Consider the following 15,585-nt stretch of genomic DNA (forward strand, 5'->3'; position numbering starts at 1 on the left):
GTTAGTTCGTTCAACATATAATCTACTTAACAAACGAACCCTAATTCTGTACCTTCCAATTTTGTATAACGTAGAATCCAATGTTTGTTAAGTAGAGTAATGGACCAGGAGTTTTCCTGGTCTTTTTTTATGAATGAAAGTAGCTAGCGAACAGTAAGGTAATCCAAATTATAATGGGATAAGAAAATAAGCTGAAAAGGAGTGTAATTACGAATTGCTTTTGATGAATTAAGTGTTTTTTTGATAAAACAAAGAAAATAGAAAAGAGAGTAATGAAAAATGCTGATATTACGCCGGGGTTATAGGAGCGATAAATGAAAAACAAAATAATATGTTGAACAGAGTTAAAGAAGATGGCCCCTTGTATAAAAATAATCCAGCATATAGAAGACAAGAAGTTAAGTTGATATAGAAAGACGATAAGTAATACAAAGATTGTTAATACGGAAATGGCAATGAAAAATTGTTGGCTAGTTATAAGGCGGATTGAAAATTGATTAGCAAGGTATTGTGGCATTTGGAAAGCTTCTTCAAGGTTATGAATGAAAAATAATAAGGGAATGATCCAGAGTATAGTAGTGGAATGCTTTTTCATCAACTTACATCACTCCAATAAAGTATAGAAAGCCTAAAAAAGGCCCTCTATACAGATAGTTATTCAATTATGATATTTTTTAAATTATTTTCATGATGCTCTCGTTCTTTCGGATAAGCAGCTAGCTCCTCTTGCAAAATATTTAATATTTGCTTAGCTGATTGCTGGATTGGATTAGGTAGCTCTTCTAATATATGCATCCCGACTTTTACTTTTGTACGAATTACCCTTCGTAGTAGTTCCTCATGCATGCACTACACCTCCAAACCGAATGTTTAGTATATCTTCTTCAAATTTTGCTCCTTGAATAGAAAGGTGTGTTAACGTTTTTGGCAATGTAATATTTCGTTTCACAGAGCCGGCTCGAATAATTAGCTCATCACCTTTTTGATTTAATGAAAGTTCACTTTTGTTTGAGAAGGGAATAGAAAGAATGAAAATATAATCATCGCCATCTTTTCTTACATATTGTGTGCGGCCGTTAAATTTCACTTCAGTAGGACAATGATCAGTTTTAAATAAAGCATCTCCTACACGCTCTAACATAGGTAAACCAACAACTTCTTGTTCAAACATTGGAGCTTCGTAAATAGGAAGTGGATCAAAACTATTTTGAATTAATGTTTTATATTTCTTTTGCGTATCTTTCCATGCTTGAAAATAAGGATCGGTGACGGTGTTAGGGATGACGCGATTAATCATAATGGCATCTACGTTATAATCGTATAAATTTAAATAAGTAAAGCTACGCTGAGCTTCTTTAATGACCATTTTTTCAGGATTTACAACGATGCGGATACTTGTTACTTCTCGGTTTGATAAAATATCTCTCATTTCTCCGAGCTGTTCAAGTGTATTTGTTAATTCGTCCATAATATCGTCGGTTGGAAGAGGGACACCAAGGAGTGGTTGAGCTACAGGACGAACGACTTTTAAAACTTTTCTTTTAATAGGAAACAATTTTTCCATCCACCAGCCGAGCATGTCTGGAAAGCTTAGCATTGCTAATGTTTCTCCTGTTGGAGCACAATCAATAATGATAACATCATATGTGTTTTGTTTATAATAATCGAGTACGCGAAGTAAGCTAATTAAATCTTCCATACCAGGAAACATCGTTAATTCTTCTGTTGTAATATCATCGGCTGCTTTGGAAGTGAAGAGTAGTGTAATATATTTCTGTAATTTTCCCCATCCTTTTTCCATCTCATAAATCGTATTAATTTCTTGTGCCCACAAATTTTCACGAATTTCTAATGGCTCAGAAGATAGCTTTATACCAAATGAATCTCCTAAACTATGAGCAGGATCTGTACTCATGACTAAAGTTTTTAATCCTTGTTTTGCGCTTTGAATTGCTGTTGCTGCTGAAATGCTAGTTTTTCCTACGCCGCCTTTACCTGTATACAAAATAATTCTCATCATTCATATCTCCTTTGTTTCGAATGTCGAATATTACGAGTGTCGAAGTAAATGATTGAATAAAAACCCAGATAGGGTTTTATTCAATCGGAATGTTTTTCATTTTAGGTGTAGAAACTTTTTCTTCTGTTTTTTGCTGTGACGTAGCAATGTGATTCATAATCTTTTGGAAGATTTGTAGTAAGAATGCTTTTTCTTCTTCTGACAATGCTTCTGTCACTAAGCTAAAGTAATGGGCTGCATTTTGTTTTACTTCTTGAACGAGCATTACGCCGTTGTCTGTTAACCGAATTAATACAATACGTCGGTCGTTTTCATCACGGTAGCGCTCAATATATCCCTTTTTTACAAGGCGATTTACAACGCCCGTCGTTGTACTCATCGGTATATCAAGAAGATCAGCAATTTTCGTCATTGTAATATCTGTATTTCGTTCCATCCAAAGTAAACAAAATACTTCTGTTTTAGAAAGTGTTAAATCTAGGCTTACCCATTCTTCAGGATAGAAAAGTTTCTTGGCGTTATCTAGCAGTAAGTCTAAAAAATGTTCATATTGCAACAATTAGTTCCACTCCCGTATATTTCGAGGTTCGTAATATTTGTTTTTATTTTATGTGGAATAGAAATAATTGTCAATATTTTTCGTTTGTTTTTTCAGATTAGACAGAAAACTATCTTTAAAATAGTATTCTTTTATGATAGATTTATAAATATAAAACTAGAATTTACATAAAAATCCATCATGGTAAATATACTTATCTATAATGGGTGTACAGCTAACGAGGAGGAGAACGATGAGAAGACGTAATACGCAAGCGTTCACATTTTTAGCATGGACTTCATTTGTTTGTGCGCTTTCAGGTATATCAAGAGTTTGCGTCTTTACGGTAACGATTTGGAAACAATTATACCAAATCGCTTTCCATAAAGGCAACAGCTTCCGCCTGTTTTGATGGATATAAGTGACTATAAGTGTTTAAAGTTGTTGCTACATCTGAATGCCCTAAGCGCTGGGCTACCACAAGTGGACTAACTCCTTTGTTTATTAAGTAAGATGCATGGGAATGTCTGAATTCATGTAAAACAATATTTTTAACATTAGCCACATTTATATATTTTTTAAAATTTTGCTGTAATGTGCTTGTAGCAAGGCTAGTATGAAATGTGCCAAAAACTACATAATCATTTTTTACTGGTGCTGTTAATGTAGCATGTTCTCTGAGGTTTTTCAATAATTTGATGACAAGGGTCGGTAACATAATAATTCGATTAGAGGCTTTTGTTTTTGGTTGTGTAATTATCCTATTAAAGTCTGTTTTGTTAATATTAATTGTTTTTTCTTCAAAATTGATATCTTCCCAAGTTAGTGCTAAAAGTTCCCCTTTTCTAGCTCCACTGTAGTAAAGAGTTGAAAAGAATGCTTTATACATCGGATCTTTCACAACTCCAATAAACTGTTTGAATTCTGTGAATTCCCAAAAGTTCATTCGTCTATTTGATTCTTTTTCAAAATTGCCTGCAATACGTGCGGGATTATGAGTTAAGCCATGAAATTTTATTGCAAAGTTAAATATAGCAGAAAGTGTGGTGTGAATTTTCTTTAAAAATTCGGCTGAATAATTATCGATAATTTTATTTTGATAAACCATTACATGCTTCGCAGTAATATAATCGATTTTTATTTTCTTGAATTCTGGTATTAAGTGATTATAAATAACATTTTGAATTGTTAGGGTTGAAGACTTTTTTCTCCGCTGACAATACCAATCAAAATAGCTATCAGCCACTTGAGCAAACGTCAAGCTAGAGTTCGTCTCTTTTTCAACCAACATTTTCGCTTCCGCTTCACGTGCTTCTTTTTTCGTTTTAAATCCACGACGTTTTACTTGCTTCTGTGTACCGTCAAATTGTCGAACTCTGACAACGAAGAAATAGGTTCCTCGTTCTTTATCTTTGTAGACCACCATTGGAACTCCTCCTGTATATATAAAGATTGATAATTCAATTTATTGAGTAGATTATAACTTGTTTGTTACCAAAAGAAAAGACGCTCAATATAAATTGAGCGTCTCTCTTTGACTTGAACCACTTTAATTTTTAATAATATACGTTAAAAATTTCCCCACTACTAATAGCGGGGAAAGATTGGTTAGGGACACCAATCAGGATGATACAAGTAAGGATAAAATCATACTACCATAATGATTGAGGGACGTATATTGAGAAAAAACAATATTTATTTTTTTATGATATTGTAATACGCTTTTCAATTGGTTGGGGGTAATTATTGAAAATTGGCTGGTTTCTACCTTGATTTGAGTAGAATATAATAAAAAATGAACTTCTATTCATTATTTGTGTGAAATATTTGAAACAGAAGTCGAATAATTTCAATATTTTTCTTAGAAGTTATATTGAGAAATATATTTGAGGATGGAATAGAATATGTGTTTGTGCTAAAATTGGCTTTGGATACAGCATATGGGTTTCTATCAAATTAATAGACAGAATAGTCCTAAAAAACAAAATAAATTAAAGCATAAAAACTCGCAGAGCGTATGTAAGAGGTGCTCCTACCAAAGCCCCTCACACCGTTCATCCTACTACCTTAGGACAAACACTTGCATCATACGAGTTCCTCCTTAGTGTAACAGACATTCATCATTCGTAGTGCAGTTTAGAGGTTGAGAAAATAGGATGGTGGATTTTATGTTATAAGGAGGGAGGATTTGTATTGGAAAAGCTTAAGGAAATAATTCTAAAACGAAAAGAGATAAAAGGGGAGAGTTTTAGAACTATTGGTGATGCTGTTGGTGTTAGTAAATCGACGATTGAAAGAGCAGTAAAAGGCAATTTTGAAATGAAATTTGAAGTGTTTTTAAGGCTTATAAAATATTTATTTGATGATGAAAAGGAACAAGTTCAATGCATAGAGGATTATATTTTAAATGTTTCAGGAAATCTTAATTTGGAAAAAGTGATGTGCTTTTGTCATGTAATGGGCGAATACGAATTACTAGAACATTTGATCTTTAAGCATGAGGGGAATAGTGAGTTAAAAAAGTACATAACCCTTTATAAAATTCAAAATAAAAGAAATAAAAATGAGATGAGGGGGCAGAAATTATTAGATGAGTTGTACAAACACAATATCTCCGTTTACCCTGAATGTCAGGTACTATCAAATATCTTGAAAATGGAGGGTATGTATGACAAGCAGAATTACCATGCAATTGTACCGTTTGCAGATATCGTCAGAGTGGAACTTGATAAGATAGGAAAAGAAGGCGAGAACAAAATAAAAAATACGGATGATGCACAGAACCATGTCTCCCTGGAATCGAAGAAGAGAAAAGGTAAAATCGATAGAACATATATTAAAGAGTGTTTGGAAATGAAGTTTAAAGAAAGACTTGCCTATATCTACTTAATGAGAAACGACTTGATTAATTGCAGGAAAATTTGCAAGGAAATCCTATCAAGTAAGCTAGATATTATGATGATTAAAGCTACGGCCTGGTGTTGTCTCGGAGAATCGTTCACCTTTGAATCACTGGAAAAAGCTTCTAAATTTATAAAGAAAGCAATTTCAATATGCGAAAAATTACATGTTCCTCAAAAAGCTCAAAAATATATCGCATTCATTAGTACTCTAGCCCATTTGCATATTGAAAATAATTACAGGCTGGAAGATATAGATTTAGAATCAATTCATAAGAGTGAAAGAGCATATTACGAATGTCTATACGGTGATTGGAATGTAGGGATGAAGCTATATGCAGAAATACGCAAAGAAGGCTTTACTTCATTTCAATTGTACTCCTATTCGAAAGTTACAAATGATATAATTGGTTTGAAGAAAGCATTAGAACTTTTTGAATTATCTGGCAATGTATTCTATTCGGGATACGTAAAACGTTTATTAATGAAAGATGAGGTGGCAGCGGTTGAGTAAATATATATTAAGTATTATACTTTTCTTAGGTATTGTAATCCCTCTAGGTGAACACGCTTCAGCAGAATCGTTTAAATATGCCTATGACCCGGGGCAAAGTAATTCATTAGATACAGGTACGTCCGCTAAGGAGTTAAAAAAATATAGGGCGGTGGATCCCAGGCGGGGGTTAATCGGTAAGTAAATAAGAGGTTTTTCTGAAAGACACTACAAAGTAGTGTCTTTCAGTGCGTTAAGGAACGGAACGTTATTTTCTTAGAAAGAAATAATGAGACAAAAATAAAATATGAACTAAAGTCAAAGGAGGAACCTTGGAAATGTGTGAAGATAACCTTATTAAAATCTTATGGGAAATTTTAATTAAAAGGGAATTAACAAATGATGATAGTGTAAAAGAAAGTATTGATCAAATAAAAAAAGACATTTATTTCGAATCCTCAGGTCATTGTCAGTGATTAATAACAATTATTTGGGGATTTCCCCTTCACCTAAAGCAGCACGCATCATTCTAAGATACATTTCTTGCTCTTGGGGTGTTTTTTCTTTTAATCGCTTATACAAACTATCAAATTCTTTTTTGAGTTTTGTATGTTGGTGAGTATCTAGGCGGGGATCATCAGAGAATCCCAATAAATAGTCTGATGTGCAATCGAAAACTTCTGCAAATTTGGAAACAGACCGCTCTCCTCTACCCCTACGGTTATTTTCAATAAGTGAAATTGTGGCTTTCTTTAAGCCAACTCTTTCCCCTAGTTCATCTTGTTTCCATCCTTTTGCAATTCTCATTTTTTTAACTCTATCTCCAATCATTTTAAAATCCACCTTTATTTTAATTTAATTAAGTATCTGTGACTTTATTTTAAAATAAAAGTTTGTCAATTACAAACTTTTTAAATTAATTATAAAATTCTACGAATAAAAGTTTGCAGAAATAAAACTTTGTGCTAATATTTTATTTGTAATAGAAAAAGAGGTGGTATTGAAATGAAGTTAGATAATGAAAAATTATTAAATTTATTAAAGGATAAAGAAATGAGACAAATTGAATTTGCACGTGCAATTAATCTAGCCCCTTCTACAGTATCCCTATACCTAAGTGGGAAAGGGCAACCAGGTAAAAAAGTCTTATTTTTAATGTCAGAATTTTTCGGTGTACCAATTAATGATTTGTTTAAAAAATAAAACTTACTTCTAGCGAATTAATGAAATGCAAACTATAGCACTTATTTTTTTGTAATTCAGTTTACTAAATGCAAACTTTATCCTTTTGAAGGAGGTAACACCCATGCATAAAAACCTATACATCGCCAGAAAAGAGCAACGCATGACACAAGAGAAAGCAGCAAATTTGATTCATATTGCACCAAGAACATATTTTGCTAAGGAACACGGTAAAAGTGACTTCACCCTAAAAGAAGCTCAAAAACTAGCAAAATACTTCAAAACAACAGTGGACGAGCTGTTTGAGAAATAGAGGGAGAGGAAACAAGTGAAAAACGGTAAACGACCAACGAAGCGAGAGAAGATACATATTAACTCGTATAAGTTAAATCCAGAAAATTGGTTGATCTATAAGAAAGCGGATGGACGACTACATTTGATTCATCGTCATACGAATCGGGTACGAGTCATTCCAAGTGCGTAGGGTGGATAAGCATCATTAGATTCGAGGAGGAACTTACATGAACCGATTAAAAGGAACAAACGAAGAACCGTTACATAATGAACTGGTATTTGAAAACAAGGGTGAGGTAGTAACGGACAGTCTAACAATTGCTGAAATGTTTGGTAAGGAACACAAAAACGTAAAACGAGACATTTCAGAAACAACTTCGAAGTTAGCTAGTCTACAAAATAATGTTGAAGTGAATGAACTAGGTATTAATTTTAATACGCTCAAATTTGAGCCCATTGAATATCGAGATAATCGCAATCGAATACAAGAAAAATATATTGTAAACTTTGATGCGTTTATGCTCGTAACCATGAGTTATACAACGCAAAAAGCCATGTTGATAAAAATGAAATACATCAATGAGTTTAACCGCATGAAAAACCACATCCAGAACCATCAACAAATCCCTACAGATCCTATGAGCATTTTAAAGCTTACTTTTGAAGCATTAGAAGGACAAAAGCAAGAACTCCAACACATTAAATTAGATGTCAAAGACTTACGAGAAAACGCACCATTATTCGCAGTAGAATGCGATGAAATTTCAAACGCAGTAAAACGTCATGGCGTTACTTTATTAGGTGGTAAACAATCTAATGCGTATCAACATGCAGGATTGAGAGGGAAAGTGTATCGGGATATTTATAACCAGTTATACCGTGAATTTGGTGTGACGAGTCATAAAGCCATCAAACGTTGTCATTTAGAGTTAGCAACGCAGATTGTTAAGGAGTATACATTGCCGATTGTATTAAGTGAAACAATCAATGTAGTGAATTCGCAAATCAAGTTTACAGAGATGTAGAAAGGAGAAACCAACATGACCAAATCTGTTCTCACAAAAGACTTGCAAAAGAAACAAATACTCGATGAATTCTTACAGCATTGTGAAAAAAAGCAAGTCGAAGCCATTCATAACAATGATTCCTATTTATTTTGTACCTGGATTAAAGAAGCACGATTAGCCCGAAGGGAATTGGCAGCACTATATCGTGCGAAAGAAAAGCATGATGAGGAACGTGCACGTATGCAAGGGATTGTAAGGCGGTTGAGAAGTGTAGGTGTGAATGTGGATGTTGTGGAGAGGGTGCATTATGAAACGTTAGCAGAATGTTAAAAACTATTTGTGTAGCAAATTCAAATGAAAAGACTCCTGTATCAGCAGGAGCCAATAGAGAATAAAATGTACTTCTAGTATACCATGGATGTGTGAAAAAGGGTACCAGCTGATGAGACTCATTAAAGTAAGGTACAGCTCTTGTAGTTTTTGAAGGGGAGGAATTCGTAACATGGCTCTATTTAGACAAATTCATACAACATTTTGGAATGATGTAAAGGTACAAGAAGATTTTACGCCAGAAGATCGCTATTTTTTCTTGTATTTGCTAACAAATCAACAAACAAAACAAATTGGTGTCTACCAAATTACAAAAAAGCAAATGGCATTTGAGTTAGGGTATACATCAGAAAGTATAAACGCACTTATTCAACGTTTTGAGAATCATCATAAATTAATTCAGTACGATGAACAAACGAGAGAAATCGTTATATTCAATTGGGGAAAATACAATTTAAAAAAAGCCGGAAAGCCCATTGAAGATTTAATTAGAAAAGAATTACAGACAGTGAAAAATAAAGCGTTGTTACGTCCCATTTGTGAACAGATTGAACAACCTGCAATAAAAAGCATCGTAGAGGCATTTATTCGAGACGATGACGATACGTCGACGAAGCGTGATATGTACCGTAGTACGAAGCGGGGGCAAGAAAAAGAAGAAGAAAAAGAAAAAGAAATAGAACAAGAAGAACAACAACAAGAAGAAAAAGAAGGGCAACATGTAGTCGTAGAAAATAATCCCATTCATTTCTACATGGATAATTTCGGAGTAATCAATCCTTTTATGGCAGAAGAAATTGACCAGTGGGTGCAAGATTTGAACACAGAGCTAGTAGTAAAAGCGATGCAAATAACATTAGAAAACAATAAACGGAGTTGGTCGTATGTAAAGGGAATTTTAAAAGATTGGCACAGTAAGAACTTTACAACAGTGAAAGATGTGGAAGCAGCACAAGCAGAATTCCGAAGACTGCAGCAATGCAAAAAACGAACAGGTTCAGGATATGCACGGAAAGAAGCGGTACCAGACTGGTTACATCAGCAAGAAGAAAGGGATGCAGTGCCATCATCAGCGGATACGGAAGAAGAGAGAAAAAGATTAGCACAAGTACTTGCTCAATACAAAAGCTAAGAGGTGAGAAAAAGAGTGAGAAGGCAATTAAATATGTTCGAAGTAGAGCCAACGCTCATGCAATTTGATGCGAGTAAAGCCAGTGTGAAAAGAGGAGTCGGAAAAGTGAACTATGCAGATGTACGTGTATCGGTTCCTCTCCATGCGAAAAGTACAGATGAATTACCACGTACAACAAGTCCGGATGAGCGTTATGAGACGTTTGAACAATACGCAATGGGGATTTGGAGATTTCAACGTGCGATGGACAAACGCTTCCAGTGGGAAGAAGCGGAAGAATTATGTAAAGCAGCAAGGGATAAAAAAGAAACCGTACGGATAAGGATTTACTTAGAAAATGGTTTTAAACCTGATGTTGTTGAATATCTGCAGTAAACGAAGGAGAGGAACATATGAAAAAAGTAGAAATTGATGTTAGTAGTAACAAACTTTATGTAGTTAAAGATGGCAAGGTTATTGCGTTTTATCCTCCAGAGAGTGGATATGGTGAACAAATCGCGGTTTGGATAAATGGTAAAGTGGCTCGCGTGGATACTAAATTTACTAAAAAGATAAAATAATCATTTTTAGAAAGTAGGTTCACATATGGGTGTAGCAAGAAATTATGAAGCGATGAAGGAGTCACGTTTAAAAATATACATCGTTTTAGAAGAAGCTAATTTCATTTGGGATGAAAGAGATGTAGTACGTTTTCGTGAAATGTGGAGTCAAGGGATGAGTTTACCAAAGATGGCAAAAGCATTAAGAAGGCACCAGTCAGAGGTGGCGCTTCTTGTAATAGATCAGGCTGATAAGTATATGATTGAAAATCGCCCAATCGGATTGGGAATTTGTTAAAGAGAGGGGAAATCAAAATGAAAGCAATAGAAAACAGTGTTTATGAGATTACGAAATGGATTAATCAAACAAAGAGAAAGATAAATTAAACAAAATGATGGTAGCAATGTGAGTTGAGTTTATGGAATGTGCAACTGATTGGCGAGGTTGTAAATATTGGAGTGAGGACGCTAAGCCGAAAGAAACATTGTTAGAGGAAGATGTGGACGGACTTCATTTTGTATGAGAAACGGGATTGGATTTAAAAGAACACTCTGTACTTATGATGTTGCCTAATGAAATCAAGCTAGCAGAAGAACTTCATGATAAGTTGAAACAACGTATCATAAAACAATACAAAATATTGGTAGGTAAGGCGCTGGAGCTAGAGATTGAGGTTCATAAAGGTATAGATTATATGGACGAATCCTATAACGACTTTGTTTATAGATATTTGCTGTTAGGTAAATTGTTAGAGTTTACCAAAGAATAAATTGAAAAAGAATATCTAAATCAAAATGAAGTCAATCGTCGAAGCCAGAATAACGGGTACTGAGCAATGGAAGGTGTGATTTTATGTTTTGGTTAGGATGTTTTTTAGGATATATGGCGGGTGCTGTTATTACATGCGCACTACTGTACTTTGGTTTTAGAGCTGAGGAAACCAAGAAAGTAGATAAACAAAGAAGAATGTTAGATGAATCGGTAAGGAAGGAAATGGAGCAACTGCAGGTTATAAAGAACGATGGGAAGGAAATCTAATACAATTTGAATTTTGTACAGAAATGGGGAGCGGAAAATGAAAAAGAAAATAATTGCAGGTTTAATGTCTATTATGGCAATAACGGGTTTAGCAGGTTGTAGTACAGAAGCAGATACAGTTTCACAAAATTTATCTAAATCAGCTGATTCATTTGAGGTTCAACGAAGAGTAGTGTTCTTCAATGGTATAACTGATAAATACCTTTTAAGTATTGAGGGATTATGCGCTTTAGACGCTAGTGATGGGAAGAAGATAACTGTAACTTGCAAGACTGGTGATGGTAAATATAAGAAACATTACCTCGGATTAAGTGATAATGTAAGTTACTTCATTGAACAAACAGATGCTAAGTACGAAGATGCATACCATTACAAAGTACTGTTTAGACCAGAGGAAATTATTCCAGATATTAAGTTGCAGACAAGCAATAAATAAACTACTTTTATGAGTTTGTATGATCAAGTTTTGAAGAGTAAAACTAAACAAAAGCGTTATTTTGCAATGAATAAAGAGCATACAAAGTGCATGCTCTTTCAATGAGATGATAGCTCACAATGTCCAATTTGTCAGCGTAATATATCGTATGTATTTTTTCTTGTAGAGTGACAAAGAAATACTGAAAAAAGTCATTTTATAGTAAATAAAAAAAGAGCACATATATATTGTGCTCTTGGACAAGAAAGGTAGATTTCTATGAGTGGAGAGTTTCTCCATACAATAACATATGCTTGTCCAGTTAAAAGGTGAAAAGTATTTTTCGAAACTAACAATAAATGAATAGAGCGCCTTGGGAGAACTAAGATGAAAATTTTATTTGAAAGTAAATAAAAAAAGCACACATATAAGTGTGCTTTTAGCCTAAAAGGTTTGAACGTATGGACTGTAGTGCCCTACACAATAATATATGCGTGTCTGATTAAAAGGTGAAAAATTTTTTATGAAAACGCTAGTTTGGAAGGAAGGGGAAAGGGATATGCAGCTCGATTTATTTCGTGAAATTGTATAGGTACAATTCACATTTTAATTATTTTTGAATGTAATGGTATCAAATTAGTTAAAACGCCCGAAAATGGACATTAAGGGTGTTTAAAGAGAAGGAGTGAAGGGTTTGAATAAGATGAAGAAAAAGAAATTAAAAAAAGCAATCGCTCGTCGTACAAAGGCTGTACAAAAAGAAGAGCAAGAAAGACTAGATAAAGCTTGGAGAAATCTTTTTATACAGCTTAGCATCATGAAATAAATATAGTCCGGCTAGAAAACTAGAGGACACCGATTTTTAGAACAGCAATCAAGCTGTTTTAAGAAATGGTGTCCTCTTTCTTATTTTGTAAGGGGGATGGAAAAATGAAAGCACTAAGAGATCAATTACGTGAATGGGAAAAACAAACTAAACAAACAAAAAAGAAAAAAACAAAAGAGAATTTTAGCACGCGTGAAATTGAGGATTTAATGGGGATGCATAGACCTTGTTATGAGCGTAGACGTGGAGCGTTAAGACAAAAGTAATAAAAAATAAAAGGAGTGGTCTGGAATGACGAAGCAATTATCTTTCTTACCAAAAATCGATAGAGCAGCAACACAAGAGAAAGTAGAGGGTATTCTGGAAAGTGTACGTATATATAAGCAATTTGGAATGATGCGTAAGGAAATGAAAGTCACTCCTTCTTATGAAAAGAGAGAGTATGGTCCTACACATGCAGTTGGCAAACCGTTAGAAGATGTAGCAATTTCTAATATTCAACAAAGCAAACGTGAAGAATGGTTAGAGAAAATGGCGTTTCGACTGGAACAAGCATTAAGTCGATTCGGAAACAGTACAGCTGGAAAAAACCAGAGAGACATTATAGTGAAACGATATTTAGAAGACGAAGATGTGTGTGATTATATGGTGTATAACGAAATTGGCATGAGTGAACGTACGTATCGACGTGTGAAAGCGAGAGCGTTTTATAAACTCGCTTTTGCTCTTAGATTAGAAGTTTATGAGGCTGAAGAAACTGGAGGGAATGAATCATGAATTTTGTTCAGCCCATACGTGATCCAGAGCAAATACAACAAATCAAAGAATATTTAAAAGAAAAGAATGAGCGTAACTATATTCTGTTTGTAATGGGAATCAATACAGGGTTACGCATAAGTGACATTCTAAAACTGAAGGTAGGAGATGTACAAGGAAGTCACATCTCAATGCGTGAAATGAAGACAGGGAAGCAAAAACGTATTCAAATTACATCATCTTTAAAAAGAGAGCTGAAATGGTTCAATGAAGGAAGAGAAGTCGAAGAATATTTATTAAAGAGTAGGAAAGGGAAAAATCGGCCGATTGGTCGTAGTATGGCATATAAAATATTAAAAAGTACAGCTGCGGAGTTTGGATTGGATGAAATAGGAACACATACGTTGAGAAAGACCTATGGGTATCATATGTACATGCAAACGAAAAACATAGCGTTACTTATGGAGATATTCAATCATTCGTCAGAGAAGGTCACGTTGCGCTATATAGGTGTAAACCAAGATGCAATGGATAAAGCAATGAGCAGATTTAAAATCTAATCATTGCTTTTTTCTTTTTATATTTTTACTAATTACCCATAAATTTCGTACTGTGTAATTGAGAAAAGGAATTCTTATCAAAACAGTGATAACAAGGGATGCAGCGTTTTGGTGAATGACACACAATTAAACATATGGGTAATTGACAAGCATAAAATGATAAAATTCTGTATATTAATTAAATATATTGGACACGAGGTGATGATGGATTGGTATGCGAAGAGCTACTGTGTGAATTGGTTGAGTATAAAATGTTACAAGGCGAAAATCCAGATTTATTAAGGATAAATCCAAATTATTATAGAATGATATTAGAGGACTTGGCTTATCCAGAGTGGTTGATTAGAAAGAAGGAAAAGATGAAAGATCATGAGTTATTAGGGATTAGAATAGAACTTACAAATCAAATTGAAAAATTTGAAATGAGAATAGTGAAAAAAGTGGCAGAGTCGTGACCGCTTTTTGGCAGGAAATGTGCCGGTTATTTTGGGATTTTCGTGTTATATTTGTATTGTGAGAAGTGGCGGAAAAACACAACTCACTATGTTGTTTCTAAATTTCTAAACGGTTCATAATGACGGCACATAAAATCCGAAACCAGCAGATGGTACTGATTGAATGCTACCGTTGAAAAGAAAGAGCATCCTTAGGGATGTTCTTTTGTTTTTATGTAGCAAAGAGTATGCAGTACACTCTTTGCTAGTTTTCTACAGTTAAGAACCATACCAATTACGGTGGCTTTCAATTAAAGCGTCGTGTGCAGCATCCCAATAATTCACAGAATAGGCATAGTCATAGTTCATCATGCACTTAATGCCACTACCAGAAGCATCATGTGATAATCCGTAATTGTGAGACCATTCGTGTTGAATTGCATAAGGAGTAGAGGTTGTCCCTTGATCAAGCACCACACTAATACCACTTTGAGGTGCGGAAGGATAGACATAAGCGATGCCGCCAGCTGTAAATTTGCTATCTTTGGTAAAACCAATTACGAAGTCGTATTGTGTATTGTTTTTCCATTCGGCATTTAAATCCGCTAAAAGTGCACTACTATTTGCGCCATCGGATTTCCAGTTCGCATAGCCTGTAACAACAAAATTAATACTATGTTCGGCCCAGAAACTATTATCTGCTTTTTCTACCATTTGTGCAGTAATTGTTTTCCAATCAGGATGAGCAGCGCGATATTCTTCATCAGCTGCGATTAAAATTGTAACAGTACGAGTGGGAGCTAAAGCATGAAATAGAGAATTGGAATTTTCGATGTCCGAGAGTGAAAAGTTACCAAGTGAAGAGGTTACTTTCTGACTCACTTTTGGTAAAGGGTCCCCTATGAAGGGGTGTTTGCTAGAGATGGAGTGTTGATGCGTATCCATTTCTTGTGCATGTGCAGAAATAGAAGTAAAAGGTACCAGTAAAAGTGCACTACATGCTAAAGCTGTAATCATTCGTTTAAGTTTCAAATGCTTGTCCTCCTAATAAAATAATGTTGTTCAATAACATTATATAGAGATTTATTTATATTGGTGATAGGACAAGCACCTTATTTAG

General features: G+C 34.4%; 27 protein-coding genes and 1 pseudogene. 21 read left to right on the forward strand and 7 right to left on the reverse strand.

Annotated elements, in window-relative coordinates:
- Positions 1-127: 127 nt before the first annotated feature.
- From ACODS7_RS20905 to ACODS7_RS20920, 4 genes are all read right to left on the reverse strand, one after another.
- On the reverse strand, positions 128-595 hold the full coding sequence (locus ACODS7_RS20905) for an HXXEE domain-containing protein (RefSeq protein WP_016083724.1): 468 nt from the start codon (positions 593-595) through the stop codon (positions 128-130).
- A 59-nt stretch (positions 596-654) separates the two neighbouring features.
- Positions 655-846: a DUF3926 domain-containing protein gene (locus ACODS7_RS20910; protein WP_000544108.1), complete on the reverse strand. Its 192-nt coding sequence runs from the start codon at positions 844-846 to the stop codon at positions 655-657.
- Positions 839-2,020 carry an ArsA family ATPase gene (locus ACODS7_RS20915; protein ID WP_002182396.1) on the reverse strand — a complete coding sequence of 394 codons (1,182 nt, stop codon included), beginning with the start codon at positions 2,018-2,020 and terminating at the stop codon, positions 839-841. Before ACODS7_RS20915 ends, ACODS7_RS20910 begins: the two co-directional genes overlap by 8 nt.
- A 76-nt stretch (positions 2,021-2,096) precedes the next feature.
- The gene (locus tag ACODS7_RS20920) at positions 2,097-2,579 is read right to left on the reverse strand and encodes a MarR family winged helix-turn-helix transcriptional regulator (RefSeq protein WP_029441474.1); all 483 of its coding nucleotides are present in this window, start codon (positions 2,577-2,579) and stop codon (positions 2,097-2,099) included.
- Between the two features lie 232 nt (positions 2,580-2,811).
- On the opposite strand from ACODS7_RS20920, the pseudogene ACODS7_RS20925 reads away from it, so the two are divergent.
- A pseudogene (locus tag ACODS7_RS20925) lies at positions 2,812-2,883 on the forward strand (YiaA/YiaB family inner membrane protein); the annotation flags it as partial.
- A 39-nt stretch (positions 2,884-2,922) separates the two neighbouring features.
- Here ACODS7_RS20925 and ACODS7_RS20930 read toward each other — a convergent pair.
- Positions 2,923-3,984 carry a tyrosine-type recombinase/integrase gene (locus tag ACODS7_RS20930; protein WP_243168448.1) on the reverse strand — a complete coding sequence of 354 codons (1,062 nt, stop codon included), beginning with the start codon at positions 3,982-3,984 and terminating at the stop codon, positions 2,923-2,925.
- Positions 3,985-4,751: 767 nt separating this feature from the next.
- Between ACODS7_RS20930 and ACODS7_RS20935 the strand changes: the two genes are divergently transcribed.
- Together ACODS7_RS20935 and ACODS7_RS20940 are read left to right on the forward strand one after the other, a co-directional pair.
- Positions 4,752-5,972 (forward strand): AimR family lysis-lysogeny pheromone receptor, encoded by a 1,221-nt coding sequence (locus ACODS7_RS20935; RefSeq protein WP_243168447.1) that lies wholly within the window; start codon positions 4,752-4,754, stop codon positions 5,970-5,972.
- Positions 5,973-6,289: 317 nt separating this feature from the next.
- The gene (locus ACODS7_RS20940) at positions 6,290-6,427 is read left to right on the forward strand and encodes a hypothetical protein (RefSeq protein ID WP_243168446.1); all 138 of its coding nucleotides are present in this window, start codon (positions 6,290-6,292) and stop codon (positions 6,425-6,427) included.
- A 10-nt stretch (positions 6,428-6,437) separates the two neighbouring features.
- On the opposite strand, the gene ACODS7_RS20945 is transcribed toward ACODS7_RS20940, so the two are convergent.
- The gene (locus ACODS7_RS20945; RefSeq protein WP_243168445.1) at positions 6,438-6,782 is read right to left on the reverse strand and encodes a helix-turn-helix domain-containing protein; all 345 of its coding nucleotides are present in this window, start codon (positions 6,780-6,782) and stop codon (positions 6,438-6,440) included.
- Between the two features lie 174 nt (positions 6,783-6,956).
- On the opposite strand from ACODS7_RS20945, the gene ACODS7_RS20950 reads away from it, so the two are divergent.
- From ACODS7_RS20950 to ACODS7_RS21035, 18 genes are all read left to right on the forward strand, one after another.
- Positions 6,957-7,154 (forward strand): helix-turn-helix domain-containing protein, encoded by a 198-nt coding sequence (locus ACODS7_RS20950; RefSeq protein ID WP_243168444.1) that lies wholly within the window; start codon positions 6,957-6,959, stop codon positions 7,152-7,154.
- Between the two features lie 103 nt (positions 7,155-7,257).
- Positions 7,258-7,446: a helix-turn-helix transcriptional regulator gene (locus ACODS7_RS20955; RefSeq protein ID WP_023523419.1), complete on the forward strand. Its 189-nt coding sequence runs from the start codon at positions 7,258-7,260 to the stop codon at positions 7,444-7,446.
- Positions 7,447-7,461: 15 nt separating this feature from the next.
- Positions 7,462-7,617, forward strand: coding sequence for a DUF6906 family protein (locus ACODS7_RS20960; RefSeq protein WP_180232199.1), 156 nt, complete (start codon positions 7,462-7,464; stop codon positions 7,615-7,617).
- A gap of 37 nt (positions 7,618-7,654) precedes the next feature.
- A complete protein-coding gene (locus tag ACODS7_RS20965; protein WP_243168443.1) occupies positions 7,655-8,452 on the forward strand; it encodes a Rha family transcriptional regulator in 798 nt (265 codons plus the stop codon).
- A 15-nt stretch (positions 8,453-8,467) separates the two neighbouring features.
- Complete coding sequence (locus ACODS7_RS20970) at positions 8,468-8,764, forward strand: hypothetical protein (protein ID WP_243168442.1); 297 nt, start codon at positions 8,468-8,470, stop codon at positions 8,762-8,764.
- Between the two features lie 172 nt (positions 8,765-8,936).
- Positions 8,937-9,896 carry a DnaD domain-containing protein gene (locus tag ACODS7_RS20975; RefSeq protein WP_243168441.1) on the forward strand — a complete coding sequence of 320 codons (960 nt, stop codon included), beginning with the start codon at positions 8,937-8,939 and terminating at the stop codon, positions 9,894-9,896.
- A 15-nt stretch (positions 9,897-9,911) separates the two neighbouring features.
- Positions 9,912-10,271 (forward strand): cell division protein SepF, encoded by a 360-nt coding sequence (locus tag ACODS7_RS20980; RefSeq protein ID WP_243168440.1) that lies wholly within the window; start codon positions 9,912-9,914, stop codon positions 10,269-10,271.
- 17 nt (positions 10,272-10,288) lie between these two features.
- Positions 10,289-10,456, forward strand: a complete 168-nt coding sequence (locus ACODS7_RS20985) for a DUF3954 domain-containing protein (RefSeq protein WP_243168439.1) — start codon at positions 10,289-10,291, stop codon at positions 10,454-10,456.
- 25 nt (positions 10,457-10,481) lie between these two features.
- Positions 10,482-10,733, forward strand: a complete 252-nt coding sequence (locus tag ACODS7_RS20990) for a helix-turn-helix domain containing protein (protein ID WP_243168438.1) — start codon at positions 10,482-10,484, stop codon at positions 10,731-10,733.
- A 121-nt stretch (positions 10,734-10,854) separates the two neighbouring features.
- Complete coding sequence (locus tag ACODS7_RS20995) at positions 10,855-10,959, forward strand: dUTP diphosphatase (protein ID WP_243168437.1); 105 nt, start codon at positions 10,855-10,857, stop codon at positions 10,957-10,959.
- Between the two features lie 9 nt (positions 10,960-10,968).
- Positions 10,969-11,205, forward strand: a complete 237-nt coding sequence (locus ACODS7_RS21000) for a hypothetical protein (protein WP_243168436.1) — start codon at positions 10,969-10,971, stop codon at positions 11,203-11,205.
- 83 nt (positions 11,206-11,288) lie between these two features.
- The gene (locus tag ACODS7_RS21005; protein WP_243168435.1) at positions 11,289-11,474 is read left to right on the forward strand and encodes a hypothetical protein; all 186 of its coding nucleotides are present in this window, start codon (positions 11,289-11,291) and stop codon (positions 11,472-11,474) included.
- A gap of 37 nt (positions 11,475-11,511) precedes the next feature.
- Positions 11,512-11,910 carry a beta-sandwich lipoprotein gene (locus ACODS7_RS21010; RefSeq protein WP_088071460.1) on the forward strand — a complete coding sequence of 133 codons (399 nt, stop codon included), beginning with the start codon at positions 11,512-11,514 and terminating at the stop codon, positions 11,908-11,910.
- 673 nt (positions 11,911-12,583) lie between these two features.
- Positions 12,584-12,715 (forward strand): DUF3983 domain-containing protein, encoded by a 132-nt coding sequence (locus tag ACODS7_RS21015; protein WP_243168434.1) that lies wholly within the window; start codon positions 12,584-12,586, stop codon positions 12,713-12,715.
- Positions 12,716-12,819: 104 nt separating this feature from the next.
- Positions 12,820-12,981 (forward strand): hypothetical protein, encoded by a 162-nt coding sequence (locus tag ACODS7_RS21020; RefSeq protein ID WP_000645943.1) that lies wholly within the window; start codon positions 12,820-12,822, stop codon positions 12,979-12,981.
- Positions 12,982-13,006: 25 nt separating this feature from the next.
- The gene (locus ACODS7_RS21025) at positions 13,007-13,492 is read left to right on the forward strand and encodes an ArpU family phage packaging/lysis transcriptional regulator (RefSeq protein ID WP_243168433.1); all 486 of its coding nucleotides are present in this window, start codon (positions 13,007-13,009) and stop codon (positions 13,490-13,492) included.
- Positions 13,489-14,031 (forward strand): site-specific integrase, encoded by a 543-nt coding sequence (locus ACODS7_RS21030; RefSeq protein ID WP_098290504.1) that lies wholly within the window; start codon positions 13,489-13,491, stop codon positions 14,029-14,031. Before ACODS7_RS21025 ends, ACODS7_RS21030 begins: the two co-directional genes overlap by 4 nt.
- Positions 14,032-14,240: 209 nt before the next feature.
- Positions 14,241-14,486 (forward strand): hypothetical protein, encoded by a 246-nt coding sequence (locus ACODS7_RS21035; protein WP_144517497.1) that lies wholly within the window; start codon positions 14,241-14,243, stop codon positions 14,484-14,486.
- Between the two features lie 258 nt (positions 14,487-14,744).
- Here the strand turns inward: ACODS7_RS21035 and ACODS7_RS21040 are convergent, their stop codons facing one another.
- Positions 14,745-15,497: a zinc-dependent metalloprotease gene (locus tag ACODS7_RS21040; protein ID WP_098425424.1), complete on the reverse strand. Its 753-nt coding sequence runs from the start codon at positions 15,495-15,497 to the stop codon at positions 14,745-14,747.
- Between the last annotated feature and the right edge of the window lie 88 nt (positions 15,498-15,585).

This window comes from Bacillus sp. FG16 (assembly GCF_057809515.1).

Bases quoted from the DNA above. Each gene is read 5' to 3' on its own strand.
- ACODS7_RS20905 (WP_016083724.1), bottom strand. From the start codon at position 595: ATGAAAAAGCATTCCACTACTATACTCTGGATCATTCCCTTATTATTT.
- ACODS7_RS20910 (WP_000544108.1), bottom strand. From the start codon at position 846: ATGCATGAGGAACTACTACGAAGGGTAATTCGTACAAAAGTAAAAGTC.
- ACODS7_RS20915 (WP_002182396.1), bottom strand. From the start codon at position 2,020: ATGATGAGAATTATTTTGTATACAGGTAAAGGCGGCGTAGGAAAAACT.
- ACODS7_RS20930 (WP_243168448.1), bottom strand. From the start codon at position 3,984: ATGGTGGTCTACAAAGATAAAGAACGAGGAACCTATTTCTTCGTTGTC.
- ACODS7_RS20940 (WP_243168446.1), top strand. From the start codon at position 6,290: ATGTGTGAAGATAACCTTATTAAAATCTTATGGGAAATTTTAATTAAA.
- ACODS7_RS20945 (WP_243168445.1), bottom strand. From the start codon at position 6,782: ATGATTGGAGATAGAGTTAAAAAAATGAGAATTGCAAAAGGATGGAAA.
- ACODS7_RS20950 (WP_243168444.1), top strand. From the start codon at position 6,957: ATGAAGTTAGATAATGAAAAATTATTAAATTTATTAAAGGATAAAGAA.
- ACODS7_RS20955 (WP_023523419.1), top strand. From the start codon at position 7,258: ATGCATAAAAACCTATACATCGCCAGAAAAGAGCAACGCATGACACAA.
- ACODS7_RS20965 (WP_243168443.1), top strand. From the start codon at position 7,655: ATGAACCGATTAAAAGGAACAAACGAAGAACCGTTACATAATGAACTG.
- ACODS7_RS20970 (WP_243168442.1), top strand. From the start codon at position 8,468: ATGACCAAATCTGTTCTCACAAAAGACTTGCAAAAGAAACAAATACTC.
- ACODS7_RS20975 (WP_243168441.1), top strand. From the start codon at position 8,937: ATGGCTCTATTTAGACAAATTCATACAACATTTTGGAATGATGTAAAG.
- ACODS7_RS20985 (WP_243168439.1), top strand. From the start codon at position 10,289: ATGAAAAAAGTAGAAATTGATGTTAGTAGTAACAAACTTTATGTAGTT.
- ACODS7_RS20990 (WP_243168438.1), top strand. From the start codon at position 10,482: ATGGGTGTAGCAAGAAATTATGAAGCGATGAAGGAGTCACGTTTAAAA.
- ACODS7_RS20995 (WP_243168437.1), top strand. From the start codon at position 10,855: ATGGAATGTGCAACTGATTGGCGAGGTTGTAAATATTGGAGTGAGGAC.
- ACODS7_RS21005 (WP_243168435.1), top strand. From the start codon at position 11,289: ATGTTTTGGTTAGGATGTTTTTTAGGATATATGGCGGGTGCTGTTATT.
- ACODS7_RS21010 (WP_088071460.1), top strand. From the start codon at position 11,512: ATGAAAAAGAAAATAATTGCAGGTTTAATGTCTATTATGGCAATAACG.
- ACODS7_RS21020 (WP_000645943.1), top strand. From the start codon at position 12,820: ATGAAAGCACTAAGAGATCAATTACGTGAATGGGAAAAACAAACTAAA.
- ACODS7_RS21025 (WP_243168433.1), top strand. From the start codon at position 13,007: ATGACGAAGCAATTATCTTTCTTACCAAAAATCGATAGAGCAGCAACA.
- ACODS7_RS21030 (WP_098290504.1), top strand. From the start codon at position 13,489: ATGAATTTTGTTCAGCCCATACGTGATCCAGAGCAAATACAACAAATC.